17 protein-coding genes and 1 pseudogene are annotated in these 18,946 nt (G+C 40.5%); 17 read left to right on the top strand and 1 reads right to left on the bottom strand.

Features of this window, described 5'->3' with window-relative positions:
• Positions 1-5: 5 nt before the first annotated feature.
• The 3 genes and pseudogenes from B7695_RS04080 (at position 6) to B7695_RS11720 (ending at position 1,938) form a co-directional block, all read left to right on the top strand.
• Positions 6-1,349, top strand: a complete 1,344-nt coding sequence (locus tag B7695_RS04080; RefSeq protein ID WP_084889874.1) for a DEAD/DEAH box helicase — start codon at positions 6-8, stop codon at positions 1,347-1,349.
• A gap of 132 nt (positions 1,350-1,481) precedes the next feature.
• Positions 1,482-1,571: pseudogene (locus tag B7695_RS11270) on the top strand (IS200/IS605 family transposase); the annotation flags it as partial.
• Between the two features lie 106 nt (positions 1,572-1,677).
• Positions 1,678-1,938, top strand: a complete 261-nt coding sequence (locus B7695_RS11720; RefSeq protein WP_084889872.1) for a hypothetical protein — start codon at positions 1,678-1,680, stop codon at positions 1,936-1,938.
• Positions 1,939-2,147: 209 nt separating this feature from the next.
• Here B7695_RS11720 and B7695_RS04065 read toward each other — a convergent pair whose 3' ends face one another.
• The gene (locus B7695_RS04065) at positions 2,148-4,298 is read right to left on the bottom strand and encodes an LTA synthase family protein (RefSeq protein WP_084889870.1); all 2,151 of its coding nucleotides are present in this window, start codon (positions 4,296-4,298) and stop codon (positions 2,148-2,150) included.
• A 116-nt stretch (positions 4,299-4,414) separates the two neighbouring features.
• Between B7695_RS04065 and B7695_RS04060 the strand changes: the two genes are divergently transcribed.
• The 14 genes from B7695_RS04060 (at position 4,415) to B7695_RS03995 (ending at position 18,918) form a co-directional block, all read left to right on the top strand.
• Complete coding sequence (locus B7695_RS04060; protein ID WP_192855727.1) at positions 4,415-5,578, top strand: class I SAM-dependent rRNA methyltransferase; 1,164 nt, start codon at positions 4,415-4,417, stop codon at positions 5,576-5,578.
• Positions 5,575-6,252, top strand: a complete 678-nt coding sequence (gene aroD / locus B7695_RS04055; RefSeq protein ID WP_000767765.1) for a type I 3-dehydroquinate dehydratase — start codon at positions 5,575-5,577, stop codon at positions 6,250-6,252. Before B7695_RS04060 ends, aroD begins: the two co-directional genes overlap by 4 nt.
• The gene (locus B7695_RS04050; protein WP_084889866.1) at positions 6,242-7,096 is read left to right on the top strand and encodes a shikimate dehydrogenase; all 855 of its coding nucleotides are present in this window, start codon (positions 6,242-6,244) and stop codon (positions 7,094-7,096) included. Before aroD ends, B7695_RS04050 begins: the two co-directional genes overlap by 11 nt.
• 18 nt (positions 7,097-7,114) lie before the next feature.
• Positions 7,115-8,182: a 3-dehydroquinate synthase gene (gene aroB, locus B7695_RS04045; RefSeq protein ID WP_084889864.1), complete on the top strand. Its 1,068-nt coding sequence runs from the start codon at positions 7,115-7,117 to the stop codon at positions 8,180-8,182.
• A gap of 9 nt (positions 8,183-8,191) precedes the next feature.
• Positions 8,192-9,358: a chorismate synthase gene (gene aroC, locus B7695_RS04040; protein WP_084889862.1), complete on the top strand. Its 1,167-nt coding sequence runs from the start codon at positions 8,192-8,194 to the stop codon at positions 9,356-9,358.
• 9 nt (positions 9,359-9,367) lie between these two features.
• The gene (locus tag B7695_RS04035; RefSeq protein WP_084889860.1) at positions 9,368-10,471 is read left to right on the top strand and encodes a prephenate dehydrogenase; all 1,104 of its coding nucleotides are present in this window, start codon (positions 9,368-9,370) and stop codon (positions 10,469-10,471) included.
• Between the two features lie 10 nt (positions 10,472-10,481).
• Positions 10,482-10,820, top strand: a complete 339-nt coding sequence (locus B7695_RS04030; protein ID WP_084889859.1) for a YlbF/YmcA family competence regulator — start codon at positions 10,482-10,484, stop codon at positions 10,818-10,820.
• Positions 10,821-10,911: 91 nt separating this feature from the next.
• On the top strand, positions 10,912-12,195 hold the full coding sequence (gene aroA, locus B7695_RS04025) for a 3-phosphoshikimate 1-carboxyvinyltransferase (protein ID WP_084889857.1): 1,284 nt from the start codon (positions 10,912-10,914) through the stop codon (positions 12,193-12,195).
• On the top strand, positions 12,188-12,664 hold the full coding sequence (locus B7695_RS04020; protein WP_084889855.1) for a shikimate kinase: 477 nt from the start codon (positions 12,188-12,190) through the stop codon (positions 12,662-12,664). Before aroA ends, B7695_RS04020 begins: the two co-directional genes overlap by 8 nt.
• The gene (gene pheA, locus B7695_RS04015) at positions 12,661-13,509 is read left to right on the top strand and encodes a prephenate dehydratase (RefSeq protein ID WP_084889853.1); all 849 of its coding nucleotides are present in this window, start codon (positions 12,661-12,663) and stop codon (positions 13,507-13,509) included. The genes B7695_RS04020 and pheA overlap by 4 nt, the downstream gene beginning before the upstream one ends.
• Positions 13,506-14,801: an LCP family protein gene (locus B7695_RS04010; RefSeq protein WP_084889850.1), complete on the top strand. Its 1,296-nt coding sequence runs from the start codon at positions 13,506-13,508 to the stop codon at positions 14,799-14,801. The genes pheA and B7695_RS04010 overlap by 4 nt, the downstream gene beginning before the upstream one ends.
• Positions 14,802-14,926: 125 nt before the next feature.
• Complete coding sequence (locus B7695_RS04005; protein WP_084889848.1) at positions 14,927-15,772, top strand: LicD family protein; 846 nt, start codon at positions 14,927-14,929, stop codon at positions 15,770-15,772.
• A complete protein-coding gene (locus tag B7695_RS04000) occupies positions 15,769-16,737 on the top strand; it encodes a glycosyltransferase family 2 protein (protein WP_084889846.1) in 969 nt (322 codons plus the stop codon). The genes B7695_RS04005 and B7695_RS04000 overlap by 4 nt, the downstream gene beginning before the upstream one ends.
• A 21-nt stretch (positions 16,738-16,758) precedes the next feature.
• On the top strand, positions 16,759-18,918 hold the full coding sequence (locus tag B7695_RS03995; RefSeq protein ID WP_084889845.1) for a LicD family protein: 2,160 nt from the start codon (positions 16,759-16,761) through the stop codon (positions 18,916-18,918).
• Positions 18,919-18,946: the final 28 nt, after the last annotated feature.

Raw genomic sequence — 18,946 nt, 5'->3', positions numbered from 1 at the left:
ATATTATGTCATTTACGAAATTTCAATTTAAAAACTATATTAGAGAAGCCTTGGAGGAGTTAAAATTTACAACTCCTACAGAGGTGCAAGATAAGTTGATTCCGATTGTTTTGGCAGGTCGTGACCTAGTCGGTGAATCAAAAACAGGTTCGGGTAAGACTCATACTTTCTTGTTGCCGATTTTCCAGCAATTAGATGAAGCTAGCGATAGTGTACAAGCAGTCATTACTGCACCGAGTCGTGAATTAGCTACTCAAATTTATCAAGCAGCTCGTCAGATTGCTGCCTACTCAGATGTCGAAGTTCGTGTGGTTAATTATGTGGGTGGTACGGATAAGGCTCGCCAGATTGAGAAACTGGCAAGCAATCAGCCTCATATTGTTATCGGAACGCCAGGTCGCATCTATGACTTGGTTAAATCCGGTGACCTGGCTATTCACAAGGCTAAGACCTTTGTTGTCGATGAGGCAGACATGACCTTGGATATGGGATTCTTAGAAACTGTTGATAAGATTGCTGGCAGCCTTCCAAAAGACTTGCAATTCATGGTCTTCTCAGCGACTATCCCACAAAAGTTGCAACCATTCTTGAAAAAATACTTGTCAAATCCTGTTATGGAGAAAATCAAGACCAAAACGGTCATTTCTGATACCATTGATAATTGGTTGATTTCGACCAAGGGCCGAGATAAGAATGCTCAAATTTACCAGTTGACTCAGTTGATGCAACCGTATTTGGCAATGATTTTTGTTAACACTAAAACGCGTGCTGATGAATTGCATTCCTATCTGACTGCTCAAGGCTTGAAGGTGGCAAAAATCCATGGGGATATTGCCCCTCGTGAGCGTAAACGTATCATGAATCAGGTTAAAAATTTGGATTTTGAGTACATTGTCGCAACAGATTTGGCAGCGCGTGGGATTGACATTGAAGGTGTCAGCCATGTCATCAATGATGCTATTCCGCAAGACTTATCCTTCTTCGTGCACCGTGTTGGTCGTACCGGACGCAATGGCCTACCAGGTACAGCTATTACCCTTTATCAGCCAAGTGATGACTCAGATATCCGTGAGTTGGAGAAATTAGGAATCAAGTTTACTCCGAAGATGGTAAAAGATGGAGAATTCCAAGATACCTATGACCGTGATCGTCGTGCAAACCGTGAGAAAAAACAAGATAAGCTAGATATCGAAATGATTGGTTTGGTTAAAAAGAAAAAGAAAAAAGTCAAACCGGGTTATAAGAAAAAAATTCAATGGGCAGTTGATGAAAAGCGCCGCAAGACCAAGCGTGCCGAAAATCGTGCTCGCGGTCGTGCCGAGCGTAAAGCAAAACGCCAAACATTTTAATAGTAATCGTTGGAGTACTGAGCTCCAACTTTTTTAATTATGTGACTTTTGCGTCGAAGGTTATACCAAAAAAACTCCAAACGCGATACAATAAAGGTGTTCAAGCCAATTGTAAAGCGACAGAAGAAAAATATAGCACAAAAGGTTCATAGTTTATCGCACACAAAGTGGCACTGTAAGTATCACATTGTGTTCACCCATAAGTATAGACGAAAAGTCATCTAAAATCAATATCGAAGTAGTTTATCACATTAGAATCACAAAAAATTTTAAAAAATGGCAATATTTGTTAACAAGGCTTTCCTAGTTTGTTATAATGTAGTTGTAAATGATTAAGGTTGGTAATCAAAAAAATATAGGGAGGAATGTTTTGAATAAGAAATATAATATAGTTCTATTTTTGTTGTTTATAGTTTATTTATTGGGATATTTTTCAATTTCGAAAACGTTAATTCCTATAATGTGTGTGATCCAAGTATTTTTGACAGAACATATATTTAGATTTCGAAATAGAATTATGCAGATAGGTGAAATTATAATTATTGTTGCTTCTATAATATTATTTATTGATAGTATATTGAATTTGTAACAAAAGGCTTTTCTATAAAATCAAATTTTCCAGATATCTACTAAAGCTGATTTATCTTCTACTATCTACGTCACTAAACTTGACAGACATATATTGCAGTTACAACCTCTCTACCTACAATCTCAGAGTTGACCTGAGGCTAGTTTCCTAGTTTGTTCTTTGATTTTCATTGATAAAAAGAAATGCTCCTCCAAGACGGAAGAGCATTTTTATTGTGATTTTGATTCGGTTTCTACCGACTCTGGGTGGAGTTCTTGGTAACTTGGTGCCTTGAAAAGGTCAGTACTGGTCTTACCTTTTCGTTGGCTAAAGAGACTGGTTGATTGACTACCTTTTTCCTGCTCAATCTTTTGAAGAATTGGTAAGGAATTGAGGTAAGAAATGCTTTCTGTATCAACTGTTCCAAGATGATCTTTTTGGTAGAAACGTATCAAATCGCCAGTTTGAATCTGGTCGCTGATTTTTAGCTGTTGACTAGCTGCTTGACGAACAATTTCTAGTTCAGTCTGAGCTTGTTCATCAAGATTACTGATTTCAAGACCGCTTTCAGTATAGTAGGTTCGTCCGTCATAACTGGTGTATTTAGGTGTGACGAAGGAATTTGCAGTTCGAAAGGCAACGATTTCTTGATGGTCTGGTGATAGGAGGTTTTGTCCAACTTGAAGGAAGGAATTGGACTCAATACCAAGGAGGTGTTCGAGAGTCGGTAAGATATCGATTTGTCCACCGTAGGTATTGATGATTTGTCCTTTTTCATAGCCAGGCATGACCACCATAAAAGGCACTCGTTGCAACATGGCATTGTCGTAATTCGACCAGTTCTCAGAAGTCTTTCCAATCAAGGGTGCCAGCTCAGGATTGCGGGAGTTAGAAATTCCATAATGGTCTCCGTAGATGACGATGATGGATTTTTCATAGAGGCCACTTTCTTTGAGATAGTCAAAGAAGGCCTTGATAGCACTATCCAGATAGTTGGCGGTTTGGAAGTAGCCATTGATCGTTTCATCTTTGGTTTTAGCCAGTGGGAAACCAAGCTCATCGCCTGTCAGATTGCTAGCATAGGGATAGTGATTGGACACCGTGATATACTTGGCATAAAAAGGCTGCTGTAAGTGCTCTAGATACTGGATAGAATCTTTCATCATGATTTTATCATTTAAACCATATTGGAAAGAATTGCTACTGTCTTGTTTGGTAAAATAGGAAGCATCAAAGAAGTATTGGTAGCCCCATTGTTTGTAGGTCGTATTTCGATTCCAGAAGGTCCCGATATTACCGTGAAAGACGGCACTCGATTGATAGCCGTTTTTTGATAGGATAAAAGGCGCTGCTTGCTGGGTATTGGTACCACCGTAATTGACCATAAAGGAACCTTGGTCAAGTCCAAACAAACCAGTCTCCAGCATGGTTTCCGCATCTGAGGTCTTACCAGCCTTGACTTGGTTAAAGATATTCGAAAAGGCTAGGGTTGCTTGCGAATGGTAGAGGGAGTTAAGGAAGGGAGTGACTTCATGCTCAGTTCCATCTAGGTTGAGTTTATAGTCAAGCAGGAACTGTTGGAAGCTCTCCAAGTGGAGATAAATCACATTTTTTCCTTTGGCCAAGCTAAAATAGTCTGGATTGGGCTTAGCAGAATGTTCTTGAATATAATCTGTAATAGGTTGAAGATCAGTCTCAGAGGCCTTGGCACGTTCCTTGTTTGCACTGTAGGATTGGTTGGCGCTATAACCTAAAAAGGCTGGCAAACTAAGGGCGCGGACAACATAATAATTAGAAAATCCTCGCGATAGGAGATCGGGACGTTCAATTTCAGCCAAGAAAAGATTAGCAGAAAAGAGCAGGGCTGAGAGAGCAGTGATAGCAACACTGGAGCGGAATTTGAAGAGTCTCCTATCCAGCTGGATGAATTTTTTATAGAAAAGGAAAGCCAGCAATGGGAAATCCATAAAATAGATGAAATCCCAAAAGCGCAGTAACTCTAGTTCCGCAGTACCAACAGACACCTTGTTGACCACTTTCATGGTATTAGCCGTGATAAAGTCGCTAAATTCTCGATAGTAAAAGACATTAGAATAGAGCCAAATGAATAAAAGGCTATAAATAGCTATACTCAGACCATAAAAGATCTTGGTTGACCGAGCATAGAGGGCTAGAGCTAGCAGGAGGAGTCCCAAAGGAAGGGGGTTGAAAAAGGCGATAAAGGCAAGGTAATTTCCCTGCAACTTGCCCACTTGAATATCTAAATTAAAGTCAACGGCATAGGCTAATAAGGTTTTGAACCAATATAGGATTAAAAGGGTTAGGACAAAACCCAGTCTGGTACCGATGGCTTTTTGGATTTTGTTAAAATTGCTTTTCACACATTTACTTCCTAATTTTTTATTAGTATTAGTATACCATTTTTTAAAAGAAGAGTAAAAAAGCAAGGGTAGTTTCTTTTTTGAGAATTGTCTAAAAGTTTGATATAATGGTAGTTATGAATAGAATAAGAGTTAGCAAAAGGGTTGAAAAGAAGCTCGCTAAGGGGTTAGTTTTACTAGAAGCCAGTGATCTTGAAAATGTCAATCTTAAGGATCAGGAAGTAGAAGTCTATCGTCAAGAAGGCACCTTTCTTGGAACTGCCTACCTTTCTCAGCAAAACAAGGGTTTGGGTTGGTTTATCAGTAAAGACAAGATCACCTTTAATCAAGCTTTCTTTGAAACACTCTTTAGACAAGCTAAAGAAAAGAGGAAAGCCTACTATCAAGATGATTTGACAACTGCCTTTCGTCTCTTTAACCAAGAGGGAGATGGCTTTGGCGGTCTGACAGTGGACCTTTATGGCGACTATGCTGTCTTTTCTTGGTATAACTCTTATGTTTATCAGATTCGCAAGGTTATCTCAGAAGCTTTTAGACAGGTTTTTCCTGAGGTGTTAGGGGCCTATGAGAAGATCCGCTTTAAGGGTTTGGACTATGAATCAGCCCATGTTTATGGTCAAGAAGCACCTGACTTTTTCACTGTTCTGGAAAATGGTGTTCTGTATCAAGTCTTTATGAACGATGGCTTGATGACAGGGATTTTCCTAGACCAGCATGAAGTTCGCGGGAGCTTGGTTGACGGATTGGCTATGGGGAAATCTTTACTCAATATGTTTTCTTATACAGCCGCCTTTTCAGTAGCTGCAGCTATGGGAGGAGCAAGCCAGACTACTTCGGTTGACCTAGCTAAACGTTCACGAGAATTGTCTCAAGCGCATTTTCAGACAAATGGAATCAGTACAGACGACCACCGTTTTATAGTCATGGATGTCTTTGAATATTTCAAGTATGCCAAGCGAAAAGACTTGACCTACGATGTGATTGTCCTAGATCCGCCTAGTTTCGCTCGGAACAAAAAACAAACGTTCTCTGTGGCTAAGGATTATCACAAGTTGATTTCCCAGAGTCTTGAGATTTTAAATCCTGGAGGGATTATCATTGCTAGTACCAATGCTGCCAATGTATCCCGTCAGAAATTTACAGAACAAATTGATAAAGGCTTTGCAGGAAGAAGTTACCAGATTTTAAATAAATACGGTCTTCCAGCAGATTTTGCCTATAATAAAAAAGATGAAAGTAGTAATTACCTCAAGGTGATTAGTATGAAGGTTAGTAAATGAAATTAATCGTTTCAGTAATGCCAAGAAGTTTAGAGGAGGCCCAGGCTTTGGACGCCACGAGGTACCTGGATGCCGACATCATTGAATGGCGTGCCGACTATCTGCCTAAGGAAGCGATTTTGCAGGTGGCTCCAGCTATTTTTGAAAAATTCGCAGGCCGTGAGTTGGTTTTCACTCTGCGAACTCGCTCTGAAGGGGGAGAAATCGACCTTTCTCCAGAAGAATATATCCATCTCATCAAGGAAGTGGCGCAACTCTATCAGCCAGACTATATTGATTTTGAGTACTACAGCTACAAGGATGTTTTTGAGGAAATGCTGGACTTCCCAAATCTCGTTTTGAGTTACCATAATTTCCAAGAAACACCTGAAAACATGATGGAAATCTTGTCAGAGTTGACGAGCTTAAATCCAAAACTTGTTAAGGTTGCGGTGATGGCTCACACGGAGCAGGATGTGCTAGACTTGATGAACTATACACGAGGCTTTAAAACTCTCAATCCTGAGCAGGAATATGTGACCATTTCTATGGGCAAGGTGGGCAAGGTCTCTCGTATCACTGCAGATGTGACTGGTTCTAGCTGGTCCTTTGCTAGTCTGGATGAGGCTAGTGCCCCTGGTCAGATTTCACTAGCCAACATGAAAAAAATCAGGGAGATTTTGGATGAAGCTTGATGGCTATACACGTTTAGCTGCCGTTGTTGCCAATCCTATTAAGCATTCTATTTCCCCCTTTATTCACAACAGCGCCTTTGAGGCGACAGCTACCAATGGTGCTTATGTGGCTTGGGAGATTGAAGCGAGTGACTTGGCAGAAACAGTGGTCAATATTCGTCGCTACCAGATGTTTGGCATCAACCTATCCATGCCCTATAAGGAGCAGGTGATTCCTTATTTGGATGAGCTGAGTGACGAAGCGCGCTTGATCGGTGCGGTTAATACGGTTGTCAATGAGAATGGCAATTTAATTGGATATAATACAGATGGCAAGGGATTTTTTAAGAGCTTGCCTTCTTTTACAATTACAGGTAAGAAGATGACCTTACTGGGTGCAGGTGGTGCAGCCAAGTCCATTCTGGCGCAGGCTATTTTGGATGGTGTTAGCCAGATTTCAGTTTTTGTTCGTTCAGTATCCATGGAAAAAACAAGACCTTATCTAGACAAGTTACAGGAGCAGACAGGCTTTAAAGTTGACTTGTATGCTTTAGAAGATGTTCCTGAACTGCAAGTAAGGATTGCTGAGTCGGATTTACTTGTCAATGCGACAAGTGTAGGGATGGATGGTCAATCATCTCCAGTTCCTGAAAGCATAGTCTTACCAGCAACTCTCTTAGTAGCAGATATTATTTACCAACCCTTTGAGACGCCATTTTTGAAATGGGCTAGGAGGCAGGGCAATCCAGCCGTCAATGGTCTGGGTATGTTACTCTATCAAGCTGCAGAAGCTTTTCAACTGTGGACAGGAAAAGAAATGCCGACGGAAGAGATTTGGCAGTCCTTAACAGAAAAATACCAATAAAGAAAGGGAGATTCTCCTATGAAAATCAGAATCGATATTCCTCATCATCCTTATGATATTCAGATTGAAAAAGGCTGTCTGGCTCAGGCTGGTCAATGGTTGCGAGAACTCTGGCAACCACAAAAAGTGGTCATTGTGACAGATAACCATGTAGCCTCTCTCTATGCAGAGAAGCTCAAACTCAGCCTAGAAGATGCTGGTTTTCAGGTAGCTGTTTTTGACTTTTTAGAAGGCGAAGAAAGAAAGAATTTAACCACTGTCCAGAAAGTCTATGAATTTTTAGTCAAGCAAGGTCTGACTCGTAGCGATGGAATCGTGGCTCTTGGTGGCGGTGTCGTTGGGGACTTGGCTGGTTTTGTAGCCTCTACCTATATGCGGGGCATTCACTTTGTTCAGATTCCGACTAGTTTGACTGCCCAGGTGGATTCTTCAATCGGTGGAAAGACGGGCGTCAATACTCCATTTGCTAAGAATATGGTGGGGACCTTTGCCCAGCCAGACGGGGTTCTGATTGATCCGCTTGTCCTTGAAACGCTCGGAAAGAGAGAGTTGATTGAAGGAATGGGTGAGGTCATCAAGTATGGCTTGATTGAGGATCCAGAACTGTGGAAAATTTTGACGGAGCTAGATGGTTCTGTTGAGAGCATTCTGGAATATGCAGAGACTTTGATTGAACATTCTTGTCAGGTCAAGCGCAAGATGGTAGTTGAGGATGAGTTGGACAATGGTGTTCGCCTTTACCTCAATTTTGGCCATACTATTGGCCATGCCATTGAAGCAACTGCCGGTTATGGAAAAGTCATGCATGGAGAAGCTGTAGCCATGGGGATGGTACAGATTTCCAAGGTTGCTGAGGAAAAAGGCCTTATGCCAGCTGGCATAACTCAGTCCATTACAGATATGTGTCAGAAATTTGGCTTGCCTGTTGATTATGAAAACTGGGATGTTAACAAGCTTTATCAGGCTTTGACACATGACAAGAAAGCGCGTGGTAATACCTTGAAATTGGTCTTGGTACCAGAGCTTGGTTCAGCGACTATTCACCCAGTTTCTCTGGAAGAGATGAAAGACTACTTGGTAAAATAAGGAGAGTGTATGAGATATTTAACTGCAGGAGAATCACACGGCCCCCGTCTGACGGCTATCATTGAAGGAATTCCAGCTGGGCTACCTTTGACAGCAGAGGATATCAATGAGGACCTTAAACGCCGTCAGGGTGGTTACGGTCGTGGTGGCCGTATGAAGATTGAGAGTGACCAGGTTGTCTTTACTTCGGGTGTTCGCCATGGGAAGACGACTGGGGCTCCTATTACCATGGATGTTATCAATAAGGACCACCAAAAATGGCTGGACATCATGTCTGCGGAGGACATTGAAGAGCGCCTGAAAAGCAAACGAAAAATCACCCATCCTCGCCCAGGACACGCCGACTTGGTTGGGGGGATCAAGTACCGTTTTGACGATTTGAGAAATTCTTTGGAGCGTTCATCTGCCCGTGAAACCACCATGCGGGTGGCAGTTGGCGCAGTAGCCAAACGCCTCTTGGCTGAACTGGATATGGAGATTGCCAACCATGTCGTGGTCTTTGGTGGTAAGGAAATCGATGTTCCTGAAAATTTAACAGTCGCTGAGATTAAGGAACGAGCTGCCCAGTCTGAAGTTTCTATTGTCAACCAAGAAAGAGAACAGGAAATCAAGGATTATATTGACCAAATTAAACGTGACGGTGATACCATCGGTGGGGTTGTGGAGACAGTCGTTGGAGGTGTTCCAGTTGGTCTTGGTTCCTATGTCCAATGGGACAGAAAATTGGATGCGCGATTGGCCCAAGCCGTTGTTTCTATCAATGCTTTTAAAGGGGTGGAATTTGGTCTCGGCTTTGAAGCTGGTTACCGTAAAGGTAGCCAGGTCATGGATGAAATTCTCTGGTCTAAAGAAGACGGTTATACCCGCCGTACCAATAATTTAGGCGGTTTCGAAGGTGGCATGACTAATGGGCAACCTATCGTTGTTCGTGGCGTCATGAAACCTATTCCTACTCTTTATAAGCCTCTTATGAGTGTGGATATCGAAACCCACGAACCTTATAAGGCAACCGTGGAGAGAAGTGATCCGACCGCTCTTCCAGCTGCAGGAGTGGTTATGGAAGCTGTTGTGGCTACGGTTCTGGCACAAGAAATCCTCGAAAAATTCTCATCAGACAATCTAGAGGAATTAAAAGAAGCGATAGCCAAACACCGAGACTATACAAAGAACTATTAAGGAGTTCCTATGGCAAAAACAATCTATATCGCAGGTCTTGGTTTGATTGGTGCCTCTATGGCACTTGGTATCAAACGTGATCATCCAGATTATGAAATTTTAGGTTATAATCGCAGTCAAGCTTCGAGAGATATTGCTTTGAAAGAAGGCATGATTGACCGTGCAACAGATGATTTTGCCAGTTTTGCTCCTCTTGCGGATATCATCATTCTCAGCTTGCCAATCAAACAAACTATTGCTTTCATTAAGGAGTTGGCTAACTTGGATTTGAAAGAAGGCGTCATTATTTCAGATGCTGGTTCGACCAAGTCAGCCATTGTGGATGCGGCGGAGCAGTATTTGGCTGGCAAGTCTGTTCGCTTTGTCGGGGCCCATCCCATGGCTGGTAGTCACAAGACAGGGGCTGCTTCTGCGGATGTCAATCTTTTTGAAAACGCCTATTATATCTTCACACCTTCGAGGCTGACAAGTCAGGACACGCTTGAGGAAATGAGGGATCTGCTTTCAGGTCTTCATGCTCGTTTTATCGAAATTGATGCCAAGGAGCATGATCGTGTCACTTCTCAGATTAGCCATTTTCCTCATATTCTGGCTTCTAGTCTCATGGAACAGACCGCGGTCTATGCTCAAGAACATGAGATGGCAAGGCGCTTTGCGGCCGGTGGTTTTCGAGATATGACTCGGATTGCGGAAAGCGAGCCAGGGATGTGGACCTCCATTCTCTTGTCCAATCGTGAGACTATCCTAGAGCGGATTGCGGATTTCAAGGAGCGTTTGGAAGAGATTGGTCAAGCCATCAGCAAGGGAGATGAGGAGCAGATTTGGAACTTTTTCAACCAAGCGCGTGAGCAACGTCAGGCCATGGAAATCCATAAGCGTGGTGGTGTGGATAGCTCTTACGACCTCTATGTTGACGTTCCCGATGAAGAAGACGTTATTTTACGAATCTTGGAATTGCTACGTGGAACTTCCTTGGTTAATATTCACATCAATGAGGAAAACCGTGAGGATATTCACGGGATCCTACAAATTTCATTTAAAAATGCTCAAGACTTGGAACGAGCCGAGTACCTCATAACAGAAAATACCGACTACACAGTCGTCATCAAATAAGGAGAAAATTATGTCAAATATTTACGATAGTGCAAATGAACTCAGTCGCGGTCTACGCGAATTGCCAGAATACAAGGCTGTCAAAGCAGCTAAAGATGCTATTTCAGCAGATGCTGAGGCAAGCAAAATTTTTACAGAATATGTTGCTTTCCAAGAGGAAATTCAAAGACTGGCACAGACAGGTCAAATGCCAGACGCTTCCTTTCAAGCGAAAATGGAAGGCTTTGGCAAGCGGATTCAAGGGAATAGCCTCTTATCAGAATTCTTTACTAAGCAACAACAATTGGCAATTTACCTTTCTGACATTGAAAAAATTGTTTTCGAACCAGTTTCAGAATTGCTAAAATAAGAAAATAACTATCATAAAGTCAGAAATTTTTAAGGAATTTCTGGCTTTTTATGATAAAATAGGTAAAAGTATTGCAAGTATGAGGTCCAGTATGAAACTAAAAACAAACATTCGCCACTTACACGGCAGTATCCGCGTCCCAGGTGACAAGTCTATCAGTCACCGTTCTATTATCTTTGGAAGTTTAGCTGAGGGTGAGACCAAGGTTTATGATATTCTGCGAGGTGAAGACGTTCTTTCGACCATGCAGGTTTTTCGTGACCTTGGTGTTGAAATTGAGGACAAAGATGGGATTATTACTATTCAAGGTGTAGGCATGGATGGCTTAAAAGCTCCGCAAAATGCCCTTGATATGGGAAATTCTGGAACCTCGATTCGTCTGATTTCAGGTGTTCTTGCTGGTGCAGACTTTGAAGTAGAAATGTTTGGAGATGATAGTCTTTCCAAACGTCCTATGGATCGTGTGACGATTCCACTGAAAAAAATGGGCGTTAGTATTTCAGGACAAACTGAGCGAGACCTGCCTCCCCTTCATTTAAAGGGGACTAAAAATTTAACACCTATTCAGTATGAGTTGCCGATTGCCTCTGCCCAAGTCAAGTCAGCCTTGATGTTTGCGGCCTTGCAGGCTCAGGGGGAGTCTGTTATTATCGAAAAAGAATGCACCCGTAATCATACTGAAGATATGTTGCAACAATTTGGTGGTCATTTAAGTGTGGACGGTAAGAAAATCACAGTCCAAGGGCCACAAAAATTGACAGGACAAAAGGTGGTTGTTCCAGGAGATATTTCCAGTGCAGCCTTTTGGTTGGTCGCAGGTTTGATTGTTCCAAATTCTCGTGTAGTGCTGCAGAATGTGGGCATCAACGAAACGCGTACAGGTATCATTGATGTCATTCGCACCATGGGTGGAAAATTAGAAGTTACTGAAATTGACCCAGTCGCTAAATCTGCAACCTTGACTGTTGAGTCTTCTGACCTCAAAGGAACAGAGATTGGTGGCGCTTTGATTCCACGCTTGATTGATGAATTGCCAATTATCGCTCTTCTGGCGACCCAGGCCCAAGGTGTAACAGTTATCAAGGATGCTGAGGAGCTCAAGGTCAAGGAAACAGATCGCATTCAGGTGGTGGCAGACGCTTTAAATAGTATGGGAGCAGATATTACTCCGACGGCAGATGGAATGATTATCAAAGGAAAATCAGCCCTTCACGGTGCTAGAGTCAATACTTTTGGAGACCATCGTATCGGCATGATGACGGCTATTGCGGCCCTCTTGGTTGCTGATGGAGAGGTGGAGCTTGATCGTGCAGAAGCCATCAATACCAGCTATCCTAGTTTCTTTGATGATTTGGAGAGCTTGATTCATGGCTAAGGTGTTATTAGGCTTTATGGGGGCTGGAAAATCGACTATTGCAAGAGGCTTGGACTCTAATTACCTTGATATGGATGCTCTGATAGAGAAGCGCTTAGGCATGTCTATTGCAGAATTTTTCTCGGAAAAGGGAGAAGCGGCCTTTCGACGGGTGGAGTCAGAAGTTTTAACAGACTTACTAAAAACGGACCGAGTTGTGTCGACTGGTGGAGGAGTAGTCATTTCTCAGAAAAATCGCGACTTACTCAAAAACAATTCTGATAATATCTATCTGAAAGCTGATTTTGAAACCCTCTACCAACGTATTGCAGCTGATAAGGATAATCAGCGTCCGCTTTTTCTAAATAATAGCAAGGAAGGATTAGCAGCTATTTTCCAAGAACGACAGGCTTGGTATGAGGAAGTAGCCAGTCGGGTTTTGGATGTGACCAAGCTAAGCCCAGAGGAAATTATAGAGGAACTGAGATGAAAATTGCTTATCTAGGTCCCAAGGGATCATTTTCACATCACGTTGTGCAGACAGCTTTTCCTCATGAGGAATTGCAGGCCTTTGCCAATATTACAGATGTCATTAAGGCCTATGAGCAAGGCTTGGTGGACTATTCTGTGGTGCCAGTTGAAAATTCTATCGAGGGTAGTGTTCATGAAACCTTGGACTACCTTTTTCATCAGGCTCGCATCCAAGCAGTAGCAGAAATCGTTCAGCCCATTCATCAGCAGTTGATGGTGGTTCCAGGTCACACTAAGATTGAAAAGATTTTTTCTCACCCACAGGCCTTGGCTCAAGGAAAGAAATTCATCGATGAACAGTATCCAAAGGCCCAAATTGAGGTGACAGCCAGTACAGCTTATGCGGCCCGCTTTATTTCTGAACATCCTGACCAGCCTTATGCAGCCATTGCACCTAGAAGTTCTGCCGAAGAATATGGCTTGGAACTGATTGCTGAGGATATTCAGGAAATGGAAGCTAATTTCACACGTTTCTGGGTTCTGGGAGCTGAAGGTGTAGCTATTCCCTTGCAAGCACAAACTGAGAAAATGAGTTTGGCCTTGACCTTACCTGACAACCTTCCAGGTGCACTTTATAAGGCTCTTTCGACCTTTGCTTGGAGAGGAATTGACCTGACAAAAATTGAAAGTCGTCCACTCAAGACAGCGTTGGGCGAATACTTTTTCATTATCGATGTGGACTATACTGATAAGGAACTTGTCCATTTTGCCCAAAAAGAATTAGAAGCGATTGGAATCCAGTATAAAGTTCTGGGTGCCTATCCTATTTATCCAATATCAGACCATGGAAAGGAGAGAAGATGAGTAAAGAAAATCCCTTAAGCCATCACGAGCAGTTGCGTTATGACTATCTACTTAAGAATATTCACTACCTCAATGAGCGAGAGAAAAAAGAGTTTGCTTACTTGCAAGACAAATTAAATAAGGCAAGTAGTGACGCTCTCTCAGAAAGTCAGGAATTGACAGAGGATTTTAGAAAGACAAGTGCTAACACTTCGATTCCTTCTTATAATAGCCGTAGTCGTTCTGAGAGATACCAGAAGATCAATTCTCTTCCAAAGAAAAAAACTAAAAAGCGGAAGCTACGGTGGGGCCGCATTTTCGCAGGTTTACTGGCTATCTTAGCTTGTCTAGCATTGGGTATGATTTTTATGTTCTTAAAAGGTTATACCAATGCTAATCCAGATAAAACTGCCAATGCCCGAGCAGCTCAAGTAGAAGTCTTTAACGGTCAAGATACCAGAGATGGAGTTAATATTTTGATCATGGGTACAGATGGTCGAATCGGTCAAAACAGTGCTGAGACGCGGACGGACTCTATTATGGTACTAAATGTCGGAGGTTCGGATAAGAAAATGAAGCTAGTCAGTTTCATGCGTGACAATTTGGTTTATATAGACGGTTACAGCCAAGTCATTAACGGTAGAAAACAGACGGATAACAAGTTAAACGTAGCCTATGAGTTAGGAGAACAAGAGGGGCAAAAAGGGGCAGAAATGGTTCGCCAAGTCTTGAAAGATAATTTTGATTTGGACATTAAGTACTATGCCTTGGTCGATTTTCAGGCCTTTGCAACAGCGATTGATACACTTTTCCCTGAAGGGGTGACAATTGATGCTCAATTTTCAACATTGAATGGGCGCCCATTAACAGAAGCTACAGTAGGGGATGATTTACACGCTACTGAGACTGAATCTCCAACCCAGACTATCAAAGTTGGGAAACAGCAGATGAACGGTTCAACCTTGCTCAACTATGCTCGCTTCCGTGATGATGATGAGGCGGATTACGGCCGTACCAAAAGACAGCAACAAGTACTGACAGCCCTTCTTCAGCAAATCAAAGATCCAACCAAGCTCTTTACAGGCTCAGAGGCACTTGGCAAGGTATTCGCAATGACCTCAACGAATGTTCCTTATACCTTCCTGTTAACAAATGGCTTGTCTTTCCTAGACGGAGCTCAAAATGGTATTGAAAAATTGACGATTCCAGAACTGGGTGACTGGGTAGATGCCTATGATGTTTATGGAGGTTTGGGCTTGCTGGTCGATCAAAACAAATATCAGAATAAATTATCTCAGGTGGGCTTGAGATAAGATAAGACAGAAAAATCAAAGCTTGAAGGCTATTTATCTAGCAGTCAGGCTTTGATTTTTTACAGTCTTCAATAGATTTTCACCCCCTATTTGTGGTATAATGAAACGATACGATAGAAAGAATAATGAACAATATGACTGATTTAAAAGCAATTCAGGCTCGTAGTCTGGAGATGGCTGAATATTTTGTGGCCTTTTGCAAGGAACATGATTTACTTTGTTATCTCTGTGGAGGAGGTGCTATTGGTGCCCTTCGAAACAAGGGTTTCATTCCTTGGGATGACGACCTAGACTTTTTTATGCCTCGTAAGGATTATGAGAAATTAGCAGAAATATGGCCTCGTTATGCAGATGAACGTTATTTCTTGTCAAAGAGTAACAAGGATTTTGTTGATCGTAATCTTTTTATTACCATTCGTGACAAGGAAACCACCTGTATCAAGCCTTATCAGCAGGATTTGAATTTACCACATGGTCTGGCCTTGGATGTTTTGCCTTTGGATTATTATCCGAAAAATCCAGCTGAGCGGAAAAAACAGGTTCGTTGGGCGCTGATTTATTCTCTTTTTTGTGCCCAAACTATTCCAGAAAAGCATGGTGCACTTATGAAATGGGGAAGCCGTATTTTACTGGGTGTGACTCCAAAATCTCTCCGTTATCGCATTTGGAAAAAAGCTGAGAAAGAAATGACCAAGTACAGTCTAGCTGAGAGCGATGGAATCACAGAATTATGCTCAGGTCCTGGCTACATGAGAAACAAGTACCTAATCGAATCTTTTGAGGATAATCTTTTCTTGCCATTTGAAGGAACAGAGATGCCTATTCCAGTTGGCTATGATGCTTATCTCAGCACTGCTTTTGGCGATTATATGACTCCTCCACCAGCAGACAAGCAAGTACCGCATCATGATGCTGTCATCGCTGATATGGATAAGTCTTATACAGAATACAAGGGAGAATATGGAGCATGATGGGTGAAAAAATTAGCGTTATCGTTCCAGTCTACAATGTAGAAGCCTACCTGAAGCGATGTGTGGAGTCAATTCTTCATCAGACTTATACTAATTTTGAACTAATCCTAATAAATGATGGATCTACTGATTCCAGTGGACAAATCTGTGATCAGTTAGCACATCAGTATGAAAATATCAAGGTTTACCATATCGAAAATGCTGGTGTTTCTAATGCCAGAAATGTTGGAATTCAGCTAGCGACGGGTGCTTGGATAACTTTTGTTGATAGCGATGATTTCGTCACCAAGGATTACCTAGCTACTTTAGCTAGTGCAGTTGAGGGAGAAAATGTAGGTTTTGTGATTGCTCCTCTACATCATATCAAAAATGGAATAGAGACAGCCTTCCCCCCGTATTCTGGTAGAAAAGAACTTTGGTCAACAGAAGAAACCATGAAAGAATTACTGATGACCACTAAGACATCATTCTTTCCAGTCGCAAAACTATTTAAGAGAGACCTGCTGGTAGATGAGAAATTTAATACAGACTACCATCTAGCTGAAGATGCCTTATTTTTAACTGAATTGCTACTAAAGACAAGATGCAGTAGCGTATTTATTGACAAACCAATTTATTATTATGATCATCGTGAGGGAAGTGCGACAACATCTGTTAATCGGTATGTATTTGATACGATAAAAGTTTATAAGAACATTATTGCTCAAGTATCACAAGTATTTCCTAATTTAAAATATGAATTAAAAAATAGAGAATGTTGGTCATATATCACAGTCTACGATAAAATCATATTTACTTCATCTGAGCAGTATCAAAAGGAGAAAGTCGAACTAAGGACTTGGATTATTCAGCATCGACACGAAATATGGAAGGATACTTATTTCACCACATTTCGTAAGATAGCTGTCCTGTCACTTGTCTTTTCTCCATGGATATATAAAAAAATTGTTGGATTAAGAAACTAATATTATGAGAAGGAGTTGAAAATGAATTTTTCAAAAATGGATGAATACTTTGAAAAATCAAAACTATGGATTGCATATCTCTTTGTTTTCATTTCGATTTTAAGTATGAGTTCACTGGTTTATAAGATAGCAAATCCCCTTTATAAAGGATTGTCAGCGATTGTAGTGCTTTATATTTGCTATACCTTATTGTTTAAGTGGAAAAAAATCACAGTAGATCGTAAATTTCTGTCCTTATTTGGTCTATTAGCAGGAAGTCATCTGTTATCTGCTATTTTTAATCGCTCTGGACATTTGATTGGAAATGTGATTGAGATTCTCTTTATGGTAACCTATATTTTATTATTTACCATGTTAGAATCAGGTCAATTAAAGAAATTATTTGATTGGATTTCTTACACTATTCAAATTATTTCTTTTTCTTCTGCTATTTTTGCATTTACATTATTAGTAAGTAAAGTACTTATCCTATTTAAAATTGGCCAGCAATCTTATTACTATGGTGTTATGAATGGGCGTTTGTGGGGAATTGTTAATCCCAATGCTAGTGCAATTTTTTCATATATTAGCATTGTTTTGGCTATGTATTTGATTCATAAAGGAAATAAATACTCTGTTTATCTAAAACTGAATAATGTGATTCAATTAGTTTACTTTGCAACCATGCAAAGTAGGGGTGCTTTATTATCTTTAGTGTTAATGATTGGGTTTTATAGTTTCTTTATTAACAGGGGCAAGTTAGCTAAGCGATTTCTAATCTTTATTGTTTCTGCTTTACTTGTTTCTGCTACTAACATCGGATTGAGTTATGTAACCTCTATTTACATATCCTCGGGGAAAGCGACTGTATTAGACTTAAATAAAGGACAATCTTATGCAGAAACAGATTCTTCAGTTATAAAAAAAACAGGCGAACTTCATCTAATAGAAACAACACCTAGTGGTAGAACTTATATTTGGAAAAATGCTATAAAAATGGGAAGTGCAAAACCAATTTTTGGTTATGGTGTAAGGAATGTTCCAGATTATTACACAAAATATTTCAGTAAATTTGAGATTCAAAATTCTCTTATTGGTGGAAATTTCCATAACATTTTGGTAACGATATTTGTTAGTTCTGGTATTTTAGGTTTAGTATCCTTTCTGCTTCTACTAGGATATGTAATTAAGCGCTTTTTGACTTATTTGATTGTTTCCAAAAAGAACTCTGAAAAGTTGATTATGATTCTTTTCTTTGGCATCTTGTTCGGTCAATTATTTGAAAGTCAGATTATGTACTCAACTAACTTTATCAATATTATTTTTTGGTTGATTATTGGTTATGGATTAGTTGTTTGCAAACGTGATGAAGGTATTCGTTATCAGGAAGTAACTGATATTAGAGAGATTCAACAGATGGAACTAGGAATCATGGAATACATTCATGAAACTTGTCAGAAAATTGGTGTTAAATATTTCCTAGCTTATGGCAGTCTTATCGGTGCGGTTCGTCATAAAGGTTTTATTCCTTGGGATGATGACATGGATATCTGTATGTTACGAGAAGATTATGAAAAGTTGCAAGACTATCTTATCGCTAACCCTGATGAACGTTACGAAGTGATGTCTTATAAAAATAATCTCAACTATGTCTATCCCTTCATGAAAGTGCAGGATAATCAAACTTATTTACTAGAAGAAGATGTTCGAATTGATTCCAATATGGGGATTTATGTAGATATTTTCCCTGTAGATGGTTACGATGATGACTCAGTTTTTAAAGATAAAATGACGAGACTTATAAAAAAACGTCAATTAAGCTGTTATACATTTAAAGGAATTACCAATACTAAAAGCCTATTAAATTCTTTAATTCGCTATATATCAGTCATTATCTTCTATTTCACAAATACGAATAAGTATATTAGAGGCATTGATGATCTTGCTAAATCTAGAAAAGTAGATGATTACGAGTTGGTTGACTATCTTATTTATAAAGATATGAATAAACCAGTCTGGAAGCGGGAATGGTTGAATCAAACTATTACGGGTGTATTCGAAGGTAAGGAATTTATGATTCCAAAAAACTATCATGAAATTCTGACCTCGGACTACGGAGACTACATGCAACTACCACCAGTTGAGCTAAGGTTCTCTCATCATGATTTTCAATTGTGGAAAATTATTAAGGTATCTCAATGATGTTATTGAAATGAAGAACCATTGACTC

It is taken from the genome of Streptococcus mitis (assembly GCF_002096845.1).
Taxonomy (GTDB): Bacteria; Bacillota; Bacilli; order Lactobacillales; family Streptococcaceae; genus Streptococcus; species Streptococcus mitis_A.
This window is presented reverse-complemented; position numbering and strand designations above follow the sequence as displayed.